The 21,161-nt window shown below is 46.8% G+C and carries 18 protein-coding genes; 8 read left to right on the top strand and 10 right to left on the bottom strand.

Annotation, left to right across the window (positions count from 1 at the left end; all coding sequences use genetic code 11):
- Nucleotides 1-41: 41 nt before the first annotated feature.
- The 3 genes from NFI80_RS05025 to NFI80_RS05015 form a co-directional block, all read right to left on the bottom strand.
- The gene (locus NFI80_RS05025) at nt 42-497 is read right to left on the bottom strand and encodes a DUF1572 family protein (RefSeq protein WP_235164679.1); all 456 of its coding nucleotides are present in this window, start codon (nt 495-497) and stop codon (nt 42-44) included.
- 214 nt (nt 498-711) lie between these two features.
- Nucleotides 712-1,032: a type II toxin-antitoxin system PemK/MazF family toxin gene (locus NFI80_RS05020; protein ID WP_255703560.1), complete on the bottom strand. Its 321-nt coding sequence runs from the start codon at nt 1,030-1,032 to the stop codon at nt 712-714.
- Nucleotides 1,026-1,217, bottom strand: coding sequence for a hypothetical protein (locus NFI80_RS05015; protein WP_235164680.1), 192 nt, complete (start codon nt 1,215-1,217; stop codon nt 1,026-1,028). The genes NFI80_RS05020 and NFI80_RS05015 overlap by 7 nt, the downstream gene beginning before the upstream one ends.
- A gap of 264 nt (nt 1,218-1,481) precedes the next feature.
- On the opposite strand from NFI80_RS05015, the gene NFI80_RS05010 reads away from it, so the two are divergent.
- The 4 genes from NFI80_RS05010 (at nt 1,482) to NFI80_RS04995 (ending at nt 6,438) form a co-directional block, all read left to right on the top strand.
- A complete protein-coding gene (locus NFI80_RS05010; protein WP_235164681.1) occupies nt 1,482-3,554 on the top strand; it encodes a heavy metal translocating P-type ATPase in 2,073 nt (690 codons plus the stop codon).
- Between the two features lie 19 nt (nt 3,555-3,573).
- Complete coding sequence (locus NFI80_RS05005; protein WP_233798060.1) at nt 3,574-3,894, top strand: DUF6660 family protein; 321 nt, start codon at nt 3,574-3,576, stop codon at nt 3,892-3,894.
- Between the two features lie 47 nt (nt 3,895-3,941).
- Nucleotides 3,942-5,912 carry a TonB-dependent receptor plug domain-containing protein gene (locus tag NFI80_RS05000; RefSeq protein ID WP_235164682.1) on the top strand — a complete coding sequence of 657 codons (1,971 nt, stop codon included), beginning with the start codon at nt 3,942-3,944 and terminating at the stop codon, nt 5,910-5,912.
- Between the two features lie 169 nt (nt 5,913-6,081).
- Entirely contained in the window at nt 6,082-6,438 is a 357-nt protein-coding gene (locus NFI80_RS04995) for a cupin domain-containing protein (RefSeq protein WP_233798058.1), read from the top strand.
- 8 nt (nt 6,439-6,446) lie between these two features.
- On the opposite strand, the gene NFI80_RS04990 is transcribed toward NFI80_RS04995, so the two are convergent.
- Complete coding sequence (locus NFI80_RS04990) at nt 6,447-6,725, bottom strand: hypothetical protein (RefSeq protein WP_026632877.1); 279 nt, start codon at nt 6,723-6,725, stop codon at nt 6,447-6,449.
- A 125-nt stretch (nt 6,726-6,850) separates the two neighbouring features.
- On the opposite strand from NFI80_RS04990, the gene NFI80_RS04985 reads away from it, so the two are divergent.
- A complete protein-coding gene (locus NFI80_RS04985; protein ID WP_026632876.1) occupies nt 6,851-7,207 on the top strand; it encodes a helix-turn-helix domain-containing protein in 357 nt (118 codons plus the stop codon).
- Here the strand turns inward: NFI80_RS04985 and NFI80_RS04980 are convergent.
- Complete coding sequence (locus tag NFI80_RS04980) at nt 7,204-8,418, bottom strand: MFS transporter (protein WP_235164683.1); 1,215 nt, start codon at nt 8,416-8,418, stop codon at nt 7,204-7,206. The genes NFI80_RS04985 and NFI80_RS04980 overlap by 4 nt on opposite strands.
- Before the next feature lie 24 nt (nt 8,419-8,442).
- Nucleotides 8,443-9,936 (bottom strand): MocR-like pyridoxine biosynthesis transcription factor PdxR, encoded by a 1,494-nt coding sequence (gene pdxR / locus NFI80_RS04975; protein ID WP_235164684.1) that lies wholly within the window; start codon nt 9,934-9,936, stop codon nt 8,443-8,445.
- A 79-nt stretch (nt 9,937-10,015) separates the two neighbouring features.
- Between pdxR and NFI80_RS04970 the strand changes: the two genes are divergently transcribed.
- Together NFI80_RS04970 and NFI80_RS04965 are read left to right on the top strand one after the other, a co-directional pair.
- A complete protein-coding gene (locus NFI80_RS04970; RefSeq protein WP_235164685.1) occupies nt 10,016-10,645 on the top strand; it encodes a pyridoxamine 5'-phosphate oxidase family protein in 630 nt (209 codons plus the stop codon).
- 74 nt (nt 10,646-10,719) lie between these two features.
- Nucleotides 10,720-10,953 carry a hypothetical protein gene (locus NFI80_RS04965; protein ID WP_235160715.1) on the top strand — a complete coding sequence of 78 codons (234 nt, stop codon included), beginning with the start codon at nt 10,720-10,722 and terminating at the stop codon, nt 10,951-10,953.
- A gap of 87 nt (nt 10,954-11,040) precedes the next feature.
- On the opposite strand, the gene NFI80_RS04960 is transcribed toward NFI80_RS04965, so the two are convergent.
- Both NFI80_RS04960 and NFI80_RS04955 read right to left on the bottom strand, forming a co-directional pair.
- Entirely contained in the window at nt 11,041-15,144 is a 4,104-nt protein-coding gene (locus tag NFI80_RS04960; RefSeq protein ID WP_235164686.1) for an FG-GAP-like repeat-containing protein, read from the bottom strand.
- Nucleotides 15,145-15,255: 111 nt separating this feature from the next.
- Entirely contained in the window at nt 15,256-19,341 is a 4,086-nt protein-coding gene (locus NFI80_RS04955; RefSeq protein WP_235164687.1) for an FG-GAP-like repeat-containing protein, read from the bottom strand.
- 169 nt (nt 19,342-19,510) lie between these two features.
- Between NFI80_RS04955 and NFI80_RS04950 the strand changes: the two genes are divergently transcribed.
- On the top strand, nt 19,511-19,777 hold the full coding sequence (locus tag NFI80_RS04950; protein ID WP_235164688.1) for a hypothetical protein: 267 nt from the start codon (nt 19,511-19,513) through the stop codon (nt 19,775-19,777).
- Here NFI80_RS04950 and NFI80_RS04945 read toward each other — a convergent pair.
- Nucleotides 19,774-20,052: a hypothetical protein gene (locus NFI80_RS04945; RefSeq protein ID WP_235160711.1), complete on the bottom strand. Its 279-nt coding sequence runs from the start codon at nt 20,050-20,052 to the stop codon at nt 19,774-19,776. The genes NFI80_RS04950 and NFI80_RS04945 overlap by 4 nt on opposite strands.
- A gap of 35 nt (nt 20,053-20,087) precedes the next feature.
- Complete coding sequence (locus tag NFI80_RS04940; protein ID WP_235164689.1) at nt 20,088-21,119, bottom strand: AraC family transcriptional regulator; 1,032 nt, start codon at nt 21,117-21,119, stop codon at nt 20,088-20,090.
- Nucleotides 21,120-21,161 lie beyond the last annotated feature (42 nt).

The following is a 21,161-nucleotide window of genomic DNA, read 5'->3' as shown; positions in this document are numbered from 1 at the left end:
TGCGCCTTTTCTAAACAAATTTTTCCCCCTTAACAAACTGCTTAAAGCGTCGAGATCCATCTTCGGTGATAATTGATCTGGCCCAAGTGGTATGATAAATGGGTTAATAAATGGGTAAGAACCAATGCAGTGGTTTGATTAGCAAACATATCCAGTACATTCCGGGGATATTCGGCACCGAGCTGCGCATCCGAAAGGCTCTCCACGGATTTCACTACGATGGGAAGCAGTTCATCCAACTCAACGAGCAATTCTGTTTGTGTAAAAAGTCGCTCAGTAAATTCCGCGTCGCGGTTCCTCACATAATGGACCTGGCCGAGTGCAAGCCCAACATAAGTCCTCAGATTCCCGATCAAATGCTGGCAAAGGTTGCCGCCCGTATTGATCGTCCCAGGCAACCGGACCCATAGTGAATCATCGGAAGGATATTGTTGAATTTCGTCCCGTAATTTTTTAAGGTCTCGTTCGAAAAGTTGGACAAGGATCTCAGTTTTCATAGCTAACAGTTTTATTAATGTGCAGCGTAATGTAACAAACATTCCGGATAAGGCACTTACGGAGGCCATTCGTGCCCGGCTATCGCGTGGGCTGGTGCATTCCGGGGAAATTTCGGGATCAAGTGCTCACCAATAAGATCACGCAAACCGTTTCCTCGGCAACCCCCACACACGCTGCTATTGGAAATTTCTTCGAAACAGGCCGTTTTGAAAGTCAGGCGAATAATGCTTTAAGTATATCCAGCACGCCTTCGGAAGTCTCGGCGTCCAGGATGCCGATCTTCTTGCTGAGCCTCACTTTATCAACGGTCCTGAGCTGATCCAAAGCGATCTGCCCGGCTTTGTTTGCTACGGAACAGGCAATGCGTGTAGGGTATTTTTTGATGGTGGATGTAAGCGGTGCTATGATGACCGTGTTGAGCGACCGGTTGACTTCGTCGGGAGAGATCACGACGCACGGCCGCGATTTCTTTATTTCACTTCCGACGGTAGGATCAAGAGAAACAAGATAAATTTCAAATCTTTTGATCACCATGTCCACTCGGCGTCATCGAATTCATTGGAAAACCCCTCCATCAAATCTTCCTCACTCCCTTTATTAGCCAACTCAAATTGCTGTTCCCAACCCGCGCGCGGACTCTGCGTGGCAGGTTCAATGACAATGGAATTTCCTTTGACCTCCACATTCACAAGGTCCTTGATATCGCACTGTTCCATCATGTTTTTTGAAAGGATAACACCCTGGGAGTTTCCGATCCTACGCACTCTGACCAACATATTCCAAAGTTATAATATTGTTATAACAAATCAAATTGTCAACTGAAATTCAGCCGGATGCAAAAAAATCCGGTGTTCTGCTGACCGGATCAAACGCAGCAATTCCACTGCAACAACATTGCAATTAGCTGATTTTCAGGACTTGTAACCCTGTTGCACGGTGTTAGCGCATATATTTGCTATGTCGTTATCGAATGCCGGTTACAAATGATTGCGATAACGCAAACACCTTTTGATTATAATGCAATGAAGATTGAGCCAGATAAAAAACATATACATCAGGATAGTAAGGATTGCTGTTCGGCAGATATGCCGGTTTTGATAAGCCATAAAAAAGAACATTCTCACGCAGCACATGACGGGCATGACCACGGGGATAACGATGACCACGATCATGATCATAGCCACGACCATGGCAGCGGCTCAGATGCGGGACTGCTGAAAAGCCGCTGGATGCTTTGGGTGAGTCTGGCGATCTTATTTGGTTTCCTTTTTGCCACGTTTATTTTAAAAATCGAGGTTGACAGGAATGCTGAGATCGTCCTCATGCTGACTGCATATGTGCTGGCTGGAAACAAAACCATTGCAACTGCCTTCCGTCGCGTGATGCGCGGCGACTTTTTCAATGAATTTACATTGATGACCATTGCGACCATCGGTGCTTTCTATATAGGCGAATTCAGTGAAGGCGTTGCGGTGATGATCTTTTACGAGATCGGAGAACTGTTTCAGGATCTGGCTGTTAGCAGGTCCAAGCGGTCAATTAAGGCGCTTCTGGACATCCGGCCCGAGCAGGTTACTGTCATCCGCGATGGTAAAGATATTCAGGTTGCTCCCGGTTCTGTGGCCGTTGGCGAGACGATTGTCGTGAAAGCGGGCGAAAAAGTGGCTTTGGATGGCACATTAAAATCGCTTAACGGCACATTCAACACAGCCGCTCTTACCGGCGAATCCGTTCCCGACCAGAAGAGTCAAAATGAAGCTGTTCTGGCTGGAATGATCAACACGGAGAAGTCGGTTGAAGTGGAGGTTACAGCGCTTTTTAAAGACTCAAAACTTTCGCGGATTCTGGAAATGGTGCAGGAAGCAACCGGGAGAAAAGCACCTACTCAATTGCTGATAAGCCGGTTAGCAAAGATTTATACGCCTATCGTTTTTCTCCTGGCATTGCTGATCATCCTCCTGCCCTACTTTTTTGTAAGTAATTATGTTTTTGACCAATGGCTTTATCGCGGCATGGTGTTCCTCGTGATCGCATGCCCTTGTGCGCTGACAATTTCAATTCCGCTGGGCTATTTCGGCGGGATCGGGCTGGCGTCCCGCAATGGGATTCTTGTAAAGGGAGCGAATTTCCTCGATGTCATTACTAAAATTGATACGCTGGTTTCGGACAAAACAGGCACATTGACCAAAGGAGTTTTCAAGGTGCAGAAAGTAGAGACCATACTAAATATCAATGACTTTCTTACCAAAACGGCTTCGCTGGAAAGCTATTCCACCCATCCTGTGGCAAAGGCCGTCGTTGCACATGCTTCCGGTCTCAGATTGATTAAACCAACCGACGTGCAAGAGATTTCGGGTCATGGTCTCAAAGGGAAGATCGGCGAAGACTTAATGCTGGCCGGAAACTTGAAATTGCTGGACAAATTCCAGGTCGCTTACCCCAGTGAGCTTGCCAGCATTGCCGAAACCATTGTCGCCGTAGCGATTAACAATGCCTATGCCGGCTACATTACCATTGCCGACGAGATCAAAGAGGATGCGTTGGAGGCGGTTTTAGAGCTGAAAAAGCTTGGAATTGAGACGATTATGCTTTCGGGAGATAAGGAAGCGGTTGTTTCGCATATCGCCGGACAGCTGCAAATCGGTCGAAGCTATGGAAATTTACTGCCCGAGGACAAGGTCCGGATTGTGGAGCAGCTGAAAGCGGAGGGCAGGCACATTGCCTTTGCGGGCGACGGCGTGAATGATGCGCCTGTGATTGCGCTGGCTGTTGTGGGCATTGCTATGGGCGCTTTGGGCTCAGATGTGGCAATTGAGACGGCCGACATTGTGATCCAGAACGATCAGCCTGTAAAAATTGCTTCCGCCATCAAAGTCGGGAAGATTACCAAAAGCATTGTATATCAAAACATTTCGGCCGCCATGGGCGTCAAAGTGCTCGTGATGATCCTCGGCGCCGGAGGAATTGCAACATTATGGGAAGCGGTTTTTGCAGATGTTGGCGTAGCTTTGCTGGCGATCCTGAACGCTTTCAGAATACAGGGAAAGAAAATTTAGGCAAAAAAAAACACATTCAATGAAGTTTCTGGCCATCCTGCTGTCTGCCTATATGCTCCTGCTGGCGCTGCTTCCCTGCGGCGACGAGGTGGAATGCATGGACGATGACCGGTATGAAACGGCTTTCAACAATAACACGCAGCAGGATCACGAAAATCACTCGGAAAATTGCTCACCATTCTGCATTTGTGCGTGCTGCGGGCAGGTTTTGAATGTGTTATCAACGCCTTATTTTGCATTGCAATCGCATGTTCGGGCTGCATTTCAAACCGCTTTTTACAAAGATCCCTATTTCGAAATAATCCCCATTGCCATCTGGCAGCCGCCCAAGCTGGTTTAAATCAGTAATAACAATCCTTTTTTTTTTACTTTGATTTAAATCTCACAATGCAGAAATTTTTCTTGCTTGTGCTGGTTGTGCTATATGCCGGCCGAATTCAGGCACAAGATAAAACCGATACAACGTCTGTTTACCAAACAGACAAAACCCAGGAAATGGAGGAAGTCACTATCTCCTCCACCCGCAGCTCTCGCACAATCCGCGACATTCCTACCCGCGTGGAATTCATTGCCGGCGAAGAACTGGACGAAAAAGCAAACATGAAACCAGGCGACATCCGCATGGTGCTCAGCGAAAGCACGGGCATTCAGGTGCAGACCACTTCGGCCACAAGCGCCAACGCCAGCATTCGTATCCAAGGCCTGGACGGCCGGTATACACAGATTTTGAAGGATGGCTTCCCGCTTTATTCGGGCGCTTCGAGCGGGTTGGGCTTGCTGCAAATTCCACCGCTGGATCTCAAACAAGTGGAGGTGATCAAAGGTGCCGCATCTACATTATACGGAGGCGGCGCGATTGCCGGTCTGGTCAACCTGATCTCGAAAACGCCCAGGGACGAGCAGGAACTGAGATTTCATTTGAATGGGACAAGCGCAGGCGGCTTTGACGCCAATGGTTTTTATTCCAAAAAATTTGGGAAAACGGGTGCCACCATCTTCGCTGCGCATAATCGCAATGCAGCCTATGACCCTTCCGGAAATGACCTCTCAGCCATTCCGAAATTTGAGCGTTTTACATTCAATCCACGTTTTTTTGTGTATCCCAATCAGAACACAACGATCAGTCTGAGCGTGAACACGGCATTTGAAAATCGGATTGGCGGGGATATGCATTTGATTAAAAACCAAAACGAGCCGGGTCACACCTATTTCGAAAAGAACAAAACGGAGCGCATCAGCACGCAGTTTTTGTTCGATCACATCTTTGGAAACCATGAGCACTTTATCGTGAAAAACAGCGTCAGCTATTTCAACAGAAAGCTTACGACGCCCGGGTACACATTTGACGGAACGCAATATTCGACATTCACGGAAGCGTCCTATGCCAATCATGGTGAAAAACTGGAATGGATCGCGGGAGCCAATTTGTGGACGGACCAGTTCAAGGAAAAGATGCCTGTTAATGCTCCAAAACGCGACTATAACCTCAACACATTCGGCGCATTCGCACAAAATACCTGGAAAGCAGCTGAATGGATGCATGTGGAAACCGGTTTGCGTGCCGATTATGTGATGGATTACGGCCTGGCTTTTCTGCCCAGGATTTCGGCATTACTGAAATTTTCGCCTGCCTTTACTTCCCGGATCGGTGGCGGCATGGGCTATAAAGCGCCCACAATTTTCACGGAAGAGAGCGAGCGGATTCAGTATCAGCGGGTTTCAGGAATTGATAAAGACAGAAACCGCCTCGAACACAGCTATGGCGGAAACTGGGATCTGAATTATCAGACCATGCTATTTAATGACCAACTGAGCCTGAGCGTTAACCAGTTGTTCTTTTATACTTACATCAACAAGCCCCTGATTCTGAAACCGGACCGCGACGGAGGATATCTGTTTCAGAACATTAACGGGCACATCGACACGCGTGGAACGGAAACCAATTTGAAACTGGGTTACAGCGACTTCAAACTATTTCTTGGCTACACTTATACGGATGCCAGAATTTCAGAAAACGGCCGTCATCAGCAGAATTTCCTGACGCCCAAACACAGGATTAACTCTGTGTTGTTTTATGAAGTAGAGGAAAAATGGAAGGCCGGATTGGAAGCTTATTATTTTAGTAAACAAAAACTAAGCGACGGCAAAACCGGCAAAGAATATGTTATCCTCGGTTTCATGGTGGAGCGACTGTGGGAGCGGTTTTCCATCTACATTAATTTTGAAAATTTCCTCGACGCACGGCAGACGCGCTTCGACAGCATCAACTCAGGTTCAATCACTAATCCCGTTTTCCGCGACATTTACGCACCATTAGACGGTTTTGTGTTCAACGGCGGCATCAAAATTAATTTGTAAAAAACCCAGGAAAAGAAGTTGGGAAGCCGCTCCTTTTCCTGGCTATTATCCAATGCTTTTTGCCTGATCCTACGACCTGAATTAGAGTAATTTTTTAACCAAAAACCCTTTTGTCAATTCCAAAAGAACATAAAAAGTCAATCAACGATAAACAAAACCGCGAGGAACGATGTCCAGAACCGATGCATTATCCCCTGAACAACTTCGGGAAGAACTAGTAGAAAACACGCAGAACCAAGCCGTTGGCGATACTTTGCTTTTTGAGAATGATAAAGTGAAAGTATGGCACATTAGCCTGCAACCTGGCGAGCGCATCCATTATCATCGTCATAACTACGATTATTTCTGGACGGTTTTACAGGACGGCCAGGGCGTTTCCAACCAGGAGGACGGCAGCCAGGTAAGTTTTACATTCAAAAAAGGGCAAACCTCCTTTCAAAATATCATTGAGCAGGGCAGCTCCATTCATGATCTAAAAAATACCGGCACCGGCGTTCTGGAATTCATTACTACGGAATTAAAGTAACGGTTAGGTTACACAACGTTAACCGGCTTAATGCCTGCAATTTTTTCGAGCGCAACAGTCACGCGCTCAATGCGGTCGACATTGCCGCGACTACTGTCTGACACTGCCTGGGCGACGGAGGTTAAATAATCTCCGCCCAGCTTGGTGTTAAAAAAGGGATCGCGGGAGGCTAACACGCCGCGCCAGTTTTTACCAACAACATTTCTTGACTTGATGAACCGGAGGAGCAGGCGCTCTTTGATTGTCATACAACCGTACTCTTTCACCCTGGTCTGGTGTTTTTCCATTTGATACAGCGATAATGTGTGAGAGTATACTTGCTTTTTTGTAATTTGTGCGTTACTGAAAGCGATATACAAAAGTACAATAAAAATATATTATTATCAAATTAACTGCACTAAATTCTAAATAAATGATTAGTATAGGCCAAAGAATAAAGCAGGGTCGCGAAAAATTAGGTTTGAGCCAGGAACAGCTGGCGCTAATTATGGCGAAAAAGGGAAAGGGAACGATTTCAAATTGGGAAACAAATAAGAACGAACCCTCCATTGCTGAATTCAAAAAACTGGCAGAACTATTCAGCACAACCGCAGCCTACCTCATCGGTGAAAGCCCGCAGTTTGAAGAGCCTCAGGAAAATTATGTGATGGTGAAAAAAGACGATCTGATCGAACTGCAAAAGAAGGCCCTGGAACGGGAAGCTGAGAAAAATAAAGAATTGCTCGACCTGTTGGAACAAGCACGGAAATCAGAAGAAAATGAGGCTTAACCGAGCCCCATTCTTTCTTGAAAAAGCGTTTTGAACCCTGCTGCGCACACGAGGCTGAGAAAAATCAATGCAATCCACAAAACATTATAGCCCCAATGTGCCGCAATGTAGGCACCGGCTGCCGGGCCGATAATCTGCGCAACCGACTGGGAAACGGAATAGGCGGCGGAGTATTTCCCTCTGTTAAATTCCGAAGCGCGGGCAAGCACGAAAGTGCTGATATAAGGCAATGCGAGCATTTCCCCGATCGTAAAAAACAGCACCGCAGCACCCGCCAGAATGATCGGCGTAACTACCGGAACAACCAGCATACTGAAAGCCAGTGCACTGAATAGTGTTCCAGCGATCATATAGTATGAATCCGGACGTCGGTTTGCCAGATTCTGGATCAGGACCATTTCAAAGAGCGCAATAACCAGCCCATTCATTCCCAGCAATATGCCGATCGTAGCTTCATGAATGTGCATCTGTTCTTTCCAATACACCGGCACCAGCCTGAATAACAGCACAAAGCAGATCATATACAACATTACAATCACCATAAAGCGGACAAACAGCATGTCTTTCCACGGCGATTGCCCCGATTTGGCATTGCTATCCTCACGACTAACAGACCGAACCAATTTTGCATTCGGGAGCAAAAACAGGATTAACACGCCAGCCATTGCATATACGATTCCGTCCACCCAAAACAGCAAGCTGTAATTAATGGCCGCCAGGATTCCGCCCACAGAAGTGCCGAAACCAAAGCCAATGTTGGTTGCAAGCCGGTTCAATGCATAAGACCGTGTAAGATTTTCCGGAGAGGAATAAGCGGCAACCGCCGTGCTGTTCGCAGGCTTGAAAGCCTCCACGAAGAAACTGAGCAACACAATCAGAAAACAAAGAGCAGTGAAATCGGTGACCATTCCGAAGAGAATGAAGAGTATTCCGCTGATAATGAGGCAAACTATTTGTACGGGCCGGAAACCCCAGATGTCCGTCAGGTAACCGCCCGCCATGCCGCCGAGAACGGAACCCGCACCAAATAAGGTGATGACCAAACCTGCGTCCGCAATGCTGCGATGCAGGCTTTGGGTAATGTACATACTCATAAAAGGCACCGCCATATAGCCGCAGCGGTTAACCAGAATGACCAGACTCAGCAACCAGGTTTCCCGGCTTAATCCGCTAAATGAGACGCGATAACTTTCAATGATCTTATTCAGCATACTTTATTTTCAAGGCTAATTGGCTCACAAATTTCCCAATAAATTCCTGATTATCTCAACACTTTCTTCCAATTCCTGTGCATTGGAAGAGGCAAAACCAAGCCGTATAGCGCTGCCCGGTGGCTCGTCGTAAGCATTTCCCGCCGGAATTCCGGATGTTCCACTGGACATATACAAATCTTTCTGCAGCGCTTTCTGCGCAAGTCTGACAAGGTTAATGTTAGGATCAAACTGCGTCCAGACCGCCATACCGCCATCGGGAACCTGGAACGTTACGTGATCGCCGAGCTGGCTCCGCAGCAGGTCACAGAATAAGTCCCTGCGCTGCTTGTATATCCGCACCGACTTGCGTAAATGCCTTTGAATGACGCCTGTATGCAGCAATTCTGCGATGGCATTTTCGAGCATCTGGTCCCCCTGCCGGTCGATGATCCGCCTCAATTTGGCCAGATAAGAGATCACATCCGCCGGCCCGACCAGATAACCGATGCGGAAAGCGGGTGAAATTGTTTTGGTAAAAGATCCGCAATACATGACCATTCCTGCCGGATCCGCCCCTGCAAGGGGCATGAGTGGCTTGCTTAAATAATGAAAATCGCAATCGTAATCGTCCTCAAATACGATAAAACCATATTGCTCGGCCAGTTTCAGCAGATTAAGACGTCGGTCGGCACGAAGCGCGACGGTGGTGGGATAATGGTGATGTGAAGTCACATAAACCAGCCTGATCTTCTGTTTCTGACACATTTGTTCCAATGCGGCCACATCTATCCCGTGTTCATCCGCAGGCAGCCGCAGCACATTCGCGCCGGCCTGCGTAAAATTCATATTAGCGCCAAACCACCCCGGTGCGGAAACCACCACATTATCCCCAGGTTCCAGCAGGGCCGTACTCACGAGATACAAACCCATGATCACTCCCCGGACGATCAATATGTTGCCGGGCGATGTTTTCATCCCGCGCGTCTCATTGAGGTAGGCAGAAAGCTCTTCCCTTAGCCAGGAAGCGCCTTTCGTGTCACCATAACCCAACCTTGCATATGGATTCGCACCCAATAACTGACTCCGGTATGCTCTCGACAAGTCGTCCAGCGGTGCAAGCCGGGGATCGGGAAAACCATCGTCTAAATGCAAGCGCGTGCTATTGCGAAGGACCGCCCGGTCGAGGTGCGGTGCCTGCTTGAAATGAAAACCTGCTTTCGAAGCAGGCATAATGGCCTTTTCCGCATGCATGTCCTTTTTGGCTGATTGGATTTCGGGCAAATGTTTGGCCACAAATGTTCCGTTCCCGGTGTGGCTTTCCAGCCAGCCCTGCGCCAGTAATTCGTCGTACGCCTGCACCACGGTTCGTCGATGCACCTTCAATAATGTCGCCAATTGCCTGGTACTAAGCAATCTGTATCCTGTTTGCAATGTTCCGTTACGGATAAGCGCCATGAGTTGGTTGGCAATTTGCAGATATACGGGCTGCTTGCTGCCCTTTTCAACATGCAGCAAAGTGGAGAGAACCTGCACCATAATTGGACCACTTAATTTCTAAATATTGGACTCTTTCGAGCAGCCAATTTCAGCATATTTTTGTAAAAAACAAAAACACATGAGCACTCCTCCATCCCATCTTTTACCCAGCAGATTACCCAAAAGATCCACTTCCGACAATGAGGTGATCTACACGATTCTTGATGAAGCGTTATTCTGTACGATCAGTTACGCCGTTGACAATCGCCCCTTTTCTATTCCAACTGCCTTTGTGCGCTATGAGGACAAAATCTACATTCACGGCTCAGTAGGCAGTCATTTTATCAGGGAGATCGAGAAAGGGATTCCGGTTTGCATTACCGTTATGCTCACCGATGCGCTTGTTGTGGCGAAGTCTGCGTTCAGTCATTCTGTCAACTACCGGTCGGTTATAATATTTTCGAATGCCGAAAAAGTGGAGGACTGGGATACGAAAAAGGCTGCATTTGAATGGCTTACGACCAAGATCGTTCCAAACAGCTGGGATTATCTCCGTCCGATGAAAGACAGCGAAGTCAGGAAAACAACTGCATTAGCATTCTCATTGGAAGAAGCCTGTGCCAAAACGCGGTCGGGCATGCCTAAGGACGAAGAGGAGGATTTGGAGCTTCCGATCTGGTCGGGCCTTATTCCCATCCAGACAAAATATCTGGCGCCGGTCGCGGACGAGCTGAGCCAGAACATCCCGTTGCCAAAACATTTGGCTTAACCCATGCAACCTTGGGCAAAATTTGCGCATCTTTCGGTCAGATTGATACCAGATGAACCCAAACATTGCAAACCATGACAGGAAAGGAAATTTTTGACCGTTGCCAGTTGGCTGCCCTAAAAAACGGACTAGGTTCCCAGGAATTTCATTACGGGAATGTTTTATACCAAGCGCTCCAACTGGAAGGAGAAGAAAAAGTCTTTCAACTACTAGAACAGGCTGAAAACACGGGAAAACGAGTTGGTTTGGGCTATTCTTCGGACACCTTTCAAAATTCGAACGATCCGGACATGGCAATTTTGGTTTGATTCGAGCATTTGTTCCCGCATATTAAGAACAGAAAGATCCTCCTGAACCCAGAAGGATTTTCTCTTCACATTCACCAAAAAAAACACTTATTTTTCAATTACTACTTTACGCGTACTCACGGAACCGTCAGCATGGGTGATCAATAAAATATAATTACCCGCCGCAAAATTCCGGACATCAATTTCCGTAACCGGAGCCAACGAGCGATAAACCGACCGGCCCGTGACCGTCAACATTTGAGTACTTTTTATCTTATCAAAATCATCCGACTTTAACATTAACCGATCAGATGCTGGATTAGGATATACGTTGACTAATTCTCCCTCCTTTTCCGCCATCGTCTCCCCGACCTTCCTCCTGACCGTCTCCGACATATCATCCACAACATTCTCCGGAACCGGCGCAGCGCTGTTACCCAAAAGGTAAGCAGGCAAATAACGCCACGGACCATACAGCTGGCCGGTTAATGCCAACGCCGGATCATATTTCACCCGCACACGCACCTTGGTTGAAGTCCCTTGCTTTCCAATCACACTTTTCATCTCAACCCCCGTCAACCCCAAACTCGCATAACCAATCCAAGAGCCCGAGGACATTGTGCTATTCGTAATCACATTATTAGCCCCCTTAGAAAACCCCTGGCCCTTAGCCTTTGTCTCCCAAACCAGCTTACCCTTGCTCCTCCCAAGAAAAGACTTTGCATAAAGGCTAATTCCAAAGTTGTTTTTGGCTTTTTGGGATTGGTTGATAGGGGTTGTGAGGTCGGAGTTGTAGAGGCGGAGGTTGTTTTGGAGGTTTTTGTTGGAGTTGCCATTGTATTGAAATACGCTTGCCTCAGTATTTTGACCATTGTTCCAATCAAGAGCACCAATGAGTACATCAGCATAACCATCACCATTGATATCGCCTGCGCCCGCTGTCCTTAAGCCGAAATAACTGCCGAGCATACCAGATGGATCTTTTAAATTGCAGTTTTGGGTAGAACCTGGCAAAATTCCAGAACTTGATCCGTAGTAAATAAACACATTGCCATTAGAAGTTTCGTCGGCGGGAGCTCCAACAATAATATCTCCATAACCATCGCCATTAATATCTCCGGCTGCACCGACATCATAGCCCATATATCCATTTATTTTATTACTCTCTAATATAACAGGTTGTTTGTTGGCGATCCCACTAATAGATCCGTAATATAGAAAAGCTGCCCCTTCATTAGTCTGTCCGTTTGTAAAATATCTCGCTCCAGCAATGATGTCGCCGTAACCATCTCCATTTACATCGCCTGCAGATGAGACGGAGGTTCCAATTTCAGCCAACGCTACATTGCCTTGTAAAATAGACGGTGTAGGATTTAGACCGGTTATAGAACCTGTATAAACATAAACTGCGCCTTCATTCTCCTCACCGTCATAATAATGGGGGTTACCTACTACAATATCTGAAAATCCATCACCATTTATATCACCTGCGCTACTTAGTGAACTTCCAAAATGCATTCCATTGTCAACCCCATCGATTCTTGTAGGGATTTGTATAATTCCATTCTGAGAACCGTAAAAAACCAAAAATCGACCTTCGTAGCCGTGGTCGAAGTCTCCCACGTCGGCGCCAAAGGCCCCAATAACTACATCGGCGAAGCCGTCACCATTTATGTCTCCTGCACCAGAAACAGAATAGCCCAACCACTCCTCTTCTTGTAAGCCAAAATATTGAAAATTTGGTACATTGCTTATTCCTTTCGAAGACCCATGGAATACAAAGAAAGCTCCAACATCTTCCTGAACCTTATCATAGAAATCGGCACCTATAATCACATCATCGAAGCCATCACCATTCACATCGCCGGCACTCGACACGGAACCGCCAAAACAAGCGCCCTCTTTATTAACCTCTAACATAACCGGAACCGGATTTGGGCCGGATGGCGATCCATAGTAAATGAAAGCGACACCTTCACGATCCTGGCCGTTATCATATGCGCTTGCTCCGATAACTATATCATCAAACCCATCTCCATTCAAATCGCCTGCGGAAGCAACAGAGGATCCAAACAAGGCATCTTTTTGAATAGCTTTTAATTCAAGAGCAGCAACATTCGGAACCCCACTTGCCATCCCCATCCAAACAAACGCCGCCCCTTCATCCACTTGCCCCTTATCAAAGCTATACGCCCCAATGACAATGTCGCTGTATCCGTCGCCATTTACGTCACCGGCGCTGGCTACTCCGGTGGCGCTTCCCAGGAAGGCTTCGGCTTGGTCGCCTTCGAAAGTGCTGGTGGGTGTGTTTTGGATTCCTGTTGGTGAACCCAGGTGCAGAAAGACGACGCCTTCATTGGTTTGGCCTTTATCATATCTTGATGCTGTTAATAGCAGGTCGCTAAAACCATCGCCATTTACGTCCCCGGCATTGGCAACGGCCGCGCCGAGTTGGGCAGCTCCTTGGTTGGAGTAAATGATAGATGCAGGAGCGGTAATGACGCCATTGGCTGAACCTTTATAAATGAAAGCAGCGCCCTCATCGCCAAAATTTTTGTCATAAGCACTTGCCCCGACTACCAGATCGCTGTAACCGTCGCCATTGATGTCTCCGGCGCCCGAGACCGATATGCCGAATTGGGCGTTGGCCTGGTTGCCTTCTAAAATTGTATTTGCATTGTTGCTAATGCCAAGGGCCGAGCCGTGATAGATAAATGCAACCCCTTCGTTTGTCTGGCCTTTATCATAGGCATAAGCGCCGATGACGATGTCACTGTATCCATCTCCATTTATATCCCCGGCCCCAGCCGTTGCATGGCCAAACTGCCCGCTGGCTTGGTTGCCTTCCAGGGTAATGGCTGCGATTGGGTTTATGCCGCTCGCCGAGCCGTGAAAGATAAAAGCAGCACCTTCATCTGCTTGTCCTCCGCTTTCGAATAATGGCGCTCCCACTAACAGGTCGCTGTAACCGTCCGCATTAACATCACCAGCAAGCGATACCGACTTTCCAAAATTGGCATCGGCCTGATTGCTTTGCAAAACAGTTGCATTTACGACGATGCCATTGGCTGAGCCGTGGTAGACAAAGGCCGCACCTTCATTGGTTTGCCCCTTGTCATAGAAACGGGCGCCGATTATGATGTCGCTGTAACCGTCCTTGTTCACATCGCCGGCAGTGGAGACGGCATAGCCATATTGCGCTTCGTTCTGGTTGCCTTCCAGGATCAACACCGGGTTCAGAATTGGGCCGCTTGCTGAACCATGATAAACAAATACAACGCCTTCGTTTGTATGGCCTTTGTCAAACATCGGCGCCCCAACCAGTAAGTCGCTGTACCCGTCGCTGTTTATATCCCCTGCGCTTGAAACGGCATAGCCCATCCACGCGCTAGTCTGGTTGCTTTCGAATGCGGCACTGGCATTCGCTGGATTCCCATTGATCACAATCGGGTCAATGGTGACCGGATAAGTGGCATCCTCTACTGCTACGCTCAGCATTACCAGGCCATTTTTGTAGCTTAATGTTGCGGGTAATGTATCCCCTTTCGCATCCCAGCATTTAATATCTTTATAAATCAAACTTCTGACCAACTCGCCTCTCTTATTTTCAGCATAAAATTGCAGCTGGTTATTTTGAAGATCTTTGACTTTTAGGCCTTTGGCGGATAGCCTTACTTGAAGTTCTCTGGTCGCTTTTGGTGCGGAACTGATGATGAAGTTCTGGCGTACGCCTTCCTCGTTGTTTATGAACTCTTCGGTAAAGCCGCGGTGCCTGATCTGCAATTTGTTATCTGCGTGGTGAAGTGCTGCATCAGTTTGAGGCCCTAGAATTTTTTGACCGTCTGCGTAAATGCCTTCGTTGATGAGTTTGAAGGAGAAGTTATGACCTGCCGAGTCAACGCGGTTGTTCACCGTCAGCTCGCCGGGTTTATAGTAGGCGCGCAGGCCCTGCTTGCGGTTCGGGCTTTGCAGCGATTTTTTTTCGTCGTCAAAAGAAATGTTGTATTCCCGTTTGGCCAGGCTTTGCTGAATGTTGCTGACGGTGCTGTCGTGGACGACACTGCTTTGTTGTTGATATTCATTCAGCCTAACCATTTTAGTTATATATGAAACGCTTTTGCTCAATGTTAGCCGCTGTGTGTTTAATATATAAGCGATTACCAACATTGAGAATAAAACGAAATAAAGGCCTTTTTTGTAGTGCTGTTTCATATTCTGAGTTTTCGTGTTTTTAAAAAATTTGTAGTAGACAGTACATATCCTGTTCTCAAGGGCAGGCGTAAAAAAATAAAAACCATGTATGGCTATTCACTAAGATATACATCACTTTTCAATCACTACTTTACGCGTACTCACGGAACCGTCAGCATGGGTGATCAATAAAATATAATTACCCGCCGCAAAATTCCGGACATCAATTTCCGTAAACGGAGCCGAAGAGCGATAAACCGACCGGCCCGTGACCGTCAACATTTGAATACTTTTTATCTTATCAAAATCATCCGACTTCAACATCAACCGATCAGATGCCGGATTAGGATATACGTAAACCAATTCTCCTTCCTTTTCCGCCATCGTCTCGCCGACCTTCCTCCTGACCGTCTCCGACATATCATCCACAACGCTCTCCGGAACCGGCGCAGCGCTGTTACCCAAAAGATAAGCAGGCAAATAGCGCCACGGACCATAAAGCTGGCCGGTCAACGCCAACGCCGGATCATATTTCACCCGCACACGCACCTTGGTTGAAGTCCCTTGCTTGGCAATCAAACTTTTCATCTCCACCCCCGTCAACCCCAAACTCGCATAACCAATCCAAGAGCCCGACGACATTGTGCTATTCGTAATCACATTATTCGCCCCCTTAGAAAACCCCTGGCCCTTAGCCTTTGTCTCCCAAACCAGCTTACCCTTGCTCCTCCCAAGAAAAGACTTTGCATAAAGGCTAATTCCGAAGTTGTTTTTGGCTTTTTGGGATTGGTTGATGGGGGTTGTGAGGTCAGAGTTGTAGAGGCGGAGGTTGTTTTGGAGATTGTTGTTGGAGTTGCCGTAAAAGGTTAGAGCAATACCTTCATCTGCTGAGCCATTAGAATACTTATAGGACCCTAAAATGATGTCGCTGTATCCGTCACCATTTATGTCGCCGGCTCCTGAAACAGCTTCCCCTGTGAAGCTAGCCGTTTGTAATTGAGGAGTTGTTAATATATTGCTTGGTAGTGATCCGTCAGGTATTCCATTTACACTACCGGAAAATATGAAAGCTGCTCCTTGATAGAGAATGCTTCCGGTATAATGAGGTGCTCCAATAATAATGTCGGTATAGCCATCGCCATTTATGTCACCCGCACTTCTTACACAAGCGCCGAAAAATGCCGTTTCATCAGCAATTTTCAATGAAGAATGATTGGCAGGACTGACTCCGGTTACCGAGCCGTAGTATATGTGAACTCTATCTTTGCTTACTTCCGTTGGCGAACCGATTATTATGTCTTCAAACCCATCACCATTCACATCGCCAGCTCCTGAAACAGACCAGCCGAATTGTGATTCATCTTGATCACTTTCGAGCAATACCTTGTTTAAGTCTGTCAAGCCGTTGGCTGAGCCATAATGTAGATAAGCGACACCTTCTCTAATTTGCCCGTTAGTATACCAAGGAATTCCAATGAGTACGTCACTATACCCATCTCCATTGACATCGCCAGCACTTGCTACTGAATATCCCATGTAAGCCGTTTCCTGATCGCTTTCCATGCGAATGTGATATTGCGAAATTATTCCGTTTTTTGAGCCATGATAAACAAATGCAGCCCCTTCATTAAATAAAGAATTATCAAATGCTTCAGCACCTATAATCACATCTCCATAACCGTCTCCATTTACGTCGCCAGCACTTGTAGCAGATCGTCCCATTAAGGCGTCTGCTTGGTTACTTTCTAAGATTACGGCTGAATTTTTGTCAATTCCCGTAGTTGACCCATAAAATATAAAGGCTGCCCCTTCATATGCCTCACCATTGGAATATCCAATTGCACCAACAATAACATCTCCATAACCATCTCCATTTATATCACCAGCGCTCGATACAGATTTCCCCAATAATGCATGGGTTCTATTACTTTCAAGTTGAGTGGTGGCGTTTATATTTATTCCAGTAGTTGATCCGTGAAAGATAAATGCTGCACCTTCATCACTTTGGCCATTGTCAAATCCGTCGGCCCCAATTATAATATCACTAAAACCGTCTCCATTAACATCTCCGGCATTAGAAACTGACCAGCCGAACAAAGCATGACCTTGGTTCATTTCAAGCAAAATTGGGGTGGCAGCTACCCCCTCGGCCATCCCCAGCCAAACAAACGCCACCCCCTCATCCGCCTGCCCCTTATCATACCCATTCGCTCCGATAATAATATCGCTATACCCGTCCCCATTCACATCACCAGCGCTCTTCGCTGCCCACCCTAGCCCTGCATCAGCCTGGTTGCTTTCGAGTGTCGATGCTGCTGTGGTGGTGATTCCGTTTGCAGAGCCATGGTGTACCACGACTGCACCTTCATTGCTTTCACCTTTGTCGTATTGCCAAATGCCGATCATAATGTCGCTATAACCGTCCCCGTTGACGTCCCCTGCGCATGCGACCGAAATGCCCAGTCGTGCTTCGGCCTGGTTGCTTTCCAGCCTGATCGCCCCTGTTTTAATGCCTTGGGCTGATCCTTGATAAATGAATGCCGCGCCTTCATTAGCCTGACCATAATCATAGAGATAACTGCCGATAATGATATCGGAGTAACCATCGCCGTTCACATCGCCGGCTGTTGCCACAGCCCAGCCAAACTGCGCATTGATCTGGTTGCTTTCGAAGAAGATAGCAGCGTTTTTAGCAATACCAATTGCCGATCCGTGATAGACAAACGCAGCTCCTTCGTTGGTTTGACCATTGTCATAGGCATAAGCACCGATGATTACATCATTATAACCATCTCCGTTAACGTCGCCTGCACCTGCCAGGCTGTAACCATATTGAGCACCGGCCTGGTCGGCTTCCAAAATCATAGCGGCTGCCAGGCCAATGCCGCCGGCCGAGCCGTGATAAATGAAACCTGCACCTTCGTCTGCCTGCCCTTTGTCGTACATGGGGGCGCCGACAATCACGTCACTATAACCATCTCCATTCACATCACCCAACCCTTCCACAGCCCTGCCAAACTTCGCATCAGGCTGGTTGACTTCCATAATAGTCCCGTTGCTTTTGATGCCTAGGGCTGAACCGTAAAAAACCATCGCCACGCCTTCTTTGTTTTCGCCTTTGCTATAAAAGGGCGCGCCTATAATAATGTCACTAAACCCATCTTTGTTAATGTCGCCCGCAGAGGCTGCACTTATGCCAAATTGGGCCTCGTTCTGGTTGCCTTCCAATGTTATGGCAGCACTCGATGCAATGCCCGAAGCCGAACCATGGTAAATAAACGCAGCCCCTTCATTGCTTTCACCCTTATCAAAGAAAGGCGCACCTACGATCACATCGCTGTAACCGTCCCCGTTGACATCTCCTGCAGAAGAAACTGCATAGCCTGCCTGGGCACCAGCCTGATTGCTTTCCAGCACTGAATTGGCATTGGCTGGGTTACCGTTCACGACAATCGGGTCAATGGTAACCGGATAACTGGCATCTTCCACTGCTACGCTCAGCATTACCAGGCCATTTTTGTAGCTTAATGTTGCGGGTAATGTATCCCCTTTCGCATCCCAGCATTTAATATCTTTATAAATCAAACTGCTGACCACCTCGCCTCTCTTGTTTTCGGCGTAAAATTGCAGCTGGTTATTTTGAAGATCTTTGACTTTTAAGCCTTTGGCGGATAGCCTTACTTGAAGTTCTATGGTCGCTTTTGGTGCGAAACTGACGATGAAGTTCTGGCGTACGCCTTCCTCGTTATTTATGAACTCTTCGGTAAAGCCGTGATGCCTGATCTGCAATTTGTTATCTGCGTGGTGAAGCGTTGCATCAGTTTGCGGCCCTAGAATTTTTTGACCGTCTGCGTAAATCCCTTCATTGATGAGTTTGAAAGAGAAGTTATGGCCTGCCGAGTCAACGCGGTTATTCACCATCAGCTCGCCTGGCTTATAGTAGGCGCGCAGGCCCTGCTTGCGGTTTGGGCTTTGCAGCGATTTTTTTTCGTCGTCAAAAGAAATGTTGTATTCCCGTTTGGCCAGGCTTTGCTGAATGTTGCTGACAGTGCTGTCGTGGACGACATTGCTTTGGTCCGGGATATCCTTTGCTTTGATTTGTGTGGGAAGGTCCGGGATATGTGTGCCTGTTACCAGCTCGCTCATTTTCAATATGTAAGCCGCGGCCCACAGCATAAATAATATGAGATAAAGGCCCTTTTTGTAGTGCTGTTTCATATTGTGAATTTTAGGGTTTACAAATTTGCAGGCGACATCAAGTCCCCATTTCGCAAATCTTAGTAAACCAAAATTTTCAGCAACAAACCAATGAATGAACGGTAAAGTCTATTGAGCAGAAGGTAGTGGCTTGGTTTTTTCAGCTCATTTTTAAACAATAAAAAACACTATGAATACGGAACAGGACATGAAGAGAGATCTGGAAGAACGAATTCTTTCAAAACGGCAGCAGATTGAATTTGAACGGAAAAATTTGAGTCTTGCAACCGAATTTTCACAGGAGAACAGGGAAAATCCGGAGGTGATGGAGGAATCAAAGAATTTTGACGATCCTGCCGAGAGCGTTTTGGATACTGATGAAGTAAAAGCGCTCAGAACAACGGAAAGGGACTTGAATGAATTAATTAAGCAGCTTCAAGAGCTTAATAAGGGTTAAAAAGATTCGAGTTTTTCTTCCAGGAATGTTTTGTTGCGAACAAGCTCTGAAACAACTTCGCTCCACTTTCCTGGATCGTTTTGAAAAGGATCGTAATTGACATGAAGGCGGCCAACCACGCCGAATAAATCGGAGGATTTAACACGCAATTTAGAAACCAAGCCGAGCACATTGAAAACATCCAGAATCTGGTGCGCAGTTGTATATGAATAACTGTGCGTGGTGCAAAAAACAAGTGCTCCGTCTTTGTAATGGCACTCAATATGATTTTTCATGGCTCTGTTCAAACGTTTGTACTAGATTCAAAATATCATACCACAAAGTCTGGAAACCGGTGCATAGTTGCATATTTGCCGATCTTAAAACTAGATGGACATGTTTTGTAGAATTTCTTAAAAGCTATGGAAAAATGATGGGCATGCTCATATCCCAGTTTATGGGCTACTTCTTCCACAGATAGCGAACAGTCCAGCAAAAGTTTGCGCGCATATTCCATTCGTTTTTCACGCAGATAATGAAAAATAGTCATCCCGAAAAGCAGTTTAAAGCCTTTTTTTAGCTTAAACTCATTTAGAATACAAATGCGGCTTAGCTGCGTCAGACTTAGTTCATCCAGGAAGTGAGCGTCGAGATATGCTCTCAGATGATACAGTTTTTCTGCTTCATCGGGCTTAATGTCTTCATGGACGGAATCGGAATTCCGGAACTGGCTGATCTGGTGACCAAGCAGTTCAAGCGTTTTTGATTGGATGAACAAATTTCGAAGCGGGCCTGCCGACTGGCAGTTCCTCACATCATTAACCAAAAGCTGCATGGTGGGCGTGAGATCCATCGTTCCATTCACGCCGGAAAAAGGCTTGTTCTGAGCCAGATTATTTAAAACTTTTTCACTCCATGCATCATCGCAGCCAATGATATCGGCGAAAAATGCTTTGTTAAAACTGATGTGAAACATTTCCAATTCTGCATGCGCCTCGACATGGTTGACATCGCCATCATTAGGCGAAAAAACCAGATTATGCGTTGACGGCCGCATTTTCAGTTCCTGGTTCAAACCCTTAAACTGAGTATTCAGCTTTCCCCGCATATGGAAATTGATGTTAACATTATCGCCTACATCATTCCCTTGAATGCAAATCTCCTTATTGGTGCTCCAACGCAGATCCATCACATGCATGTGCGGGAAAAGCGCATTCTTAAACCGGAGTGTTCCTACTTTTTCTTCCCGGAAACAAATGAAGCCGTCACCCTGCGAAGCATAATGATCTGCTCCGACATATTGCGGGTTGGGATAATTATTAAATTCAAGAATGTCAGTTGAGTTAAGGACATAAGCACCCATTTCGCGCGTTTTACAGATTTAGTTTGTTTCATTTTTTAATCA

The organism is Dyadobacter chenhuakuii (assembly GCF_023821985.2).
GTDB classification, from domain to species: Bacteria; Bacteroidota; Bacteroidia; order Cytophagales; family Spirosomataceae; genus Dyadobacter; species Dyadobacter chenhuakuii.
This window is presented reverse-complemented; position numbering and strand designations above follow the sequence as displayed.

Bases quoted from the DNA above. Each gene is read 5' to 3' on its own strand.
- NFI80_RS05025 (WP_235164679.1), bottom strand. From the start codon at position 497: ATGAAAACTGAGATCCTTGTCCAACTTTTCGAACGAGACCTTAAAAAA.
- NFI80_RS05020 (WP_255703560.1), bottom strand. From the start codon at position 1,032: ATGGTGATCAAAAGATTTGAAATTTATCTTGTTTCTCTTGATCCTACC.
- NFI80_RS05015 (WP_235164680.1), bottom strand. From the start codon at position 1,217: ATGATGGAACAGTGCGATATCAAGGACCTTGTGAATGTGGAGGTCAAA.
- NFI80_RS05010 (WP_235164681.1), top strand. From the start codon at position 1,482: ATGATTGCGATAACGCAAACACCTTTTGATTATAATGCAATGAAGATT.
- NFI80_RS05005 (WP_233798060.1), top strand. From the start codon at position 3,574: ATGAAGTTTCTGGCCATCCTGCTGTCTGCCTATATGCTCCTGCTGGCG.
- NFI80_RS05000 (WP_235164682.1), top strand. From the start codon at position 3,942: ATGCAGAAATTTTTCTTGCTTGTGCTGGTTGTGCTATATGCCGGCCGA.
- NFI80_RS04995 (WP_233798058.1), top strand. From the start codon at position 6,082: ATGTCCAGAACCGATGCATTATCCCCTGAACAACTTCGGGAAGAACTA.
- NFI80_RS04990 (WP_026632877.1), bottom strand. From the start codon at position 6,725: ATGGAAAAACACCAGACCAGGGTGAAAGAGTACGGTTGTATGACAATC.
- NFI80_RS04985 (WP_026632876.1), top strand. From the start codon at position 6,851: ATGATTAGTATAGGCCAAAGAATAAAGCAGGGTCGCGAAAAATTAGGT.
- NFI80_RS04980 (WP_235164683.1), bottom strand. From the start codon at position 8,418: ATGCTGAATAAGATCATTGAAAGTTATCGCGTCTCATTTAGCGGATTA.
- pdxR (WP_235164684.1), bottom strand. From the start codon at position 9,936: ATGGTGCAGGTTCTCTCCACTTTGCTGCATGTTGAAAAGGGCAGCAAG.
- NFI80_RS04970 (WP_235164685.1), top strand. From the start codon at position 10,016: ATGAGCACTCCTCCATCCCATCTTTTACCCAGCAGATTACCCAAAAGA.
- NFI80_RS04965 (WP_235160715.1), top strand. From the start codon at position 10,720: ATGACAGGAAAGGAAATTTTTGACCGTTGCCAGTTGGCTGCCCTAAAA.
- NFI80_RS04960 (WP_235164686.1), bottom strand. From the start codon at position 15,144: ATGAAACAGCACTACAAAAAAGGCCTTTATTTCGTTTTATTCTCAATG.
- NFI80_RS04955 (WP_235164687.1), bottom strand. From the start codon at position 19,341: ATGAAACAGCACTACAAAAAGGGCCTTTATCTCATATTATTTATGCTG.
- NFI80_RS04950 (WP_235164688.1), top strand. From the start codon at position 19,511: ATGAATACGGAACAGGACATGAAGAGAGATCTGGAAGAACGAATTCTT.
- NFI80_RS04945 (WP_235160711.1), bottom strand. From the start codon at position 20,052: ATGAAAAATCATATTGAGTGCCATTACAAAGACGGAGCACTTGTTTTT.
- NFI80_RS04940 (WP_235164689.1), bottom strand. From the start codon at position 21,119: ATGGGTGCTTATGTCCTTAACTCAACTGACATTCTTGAATTTAATAAT.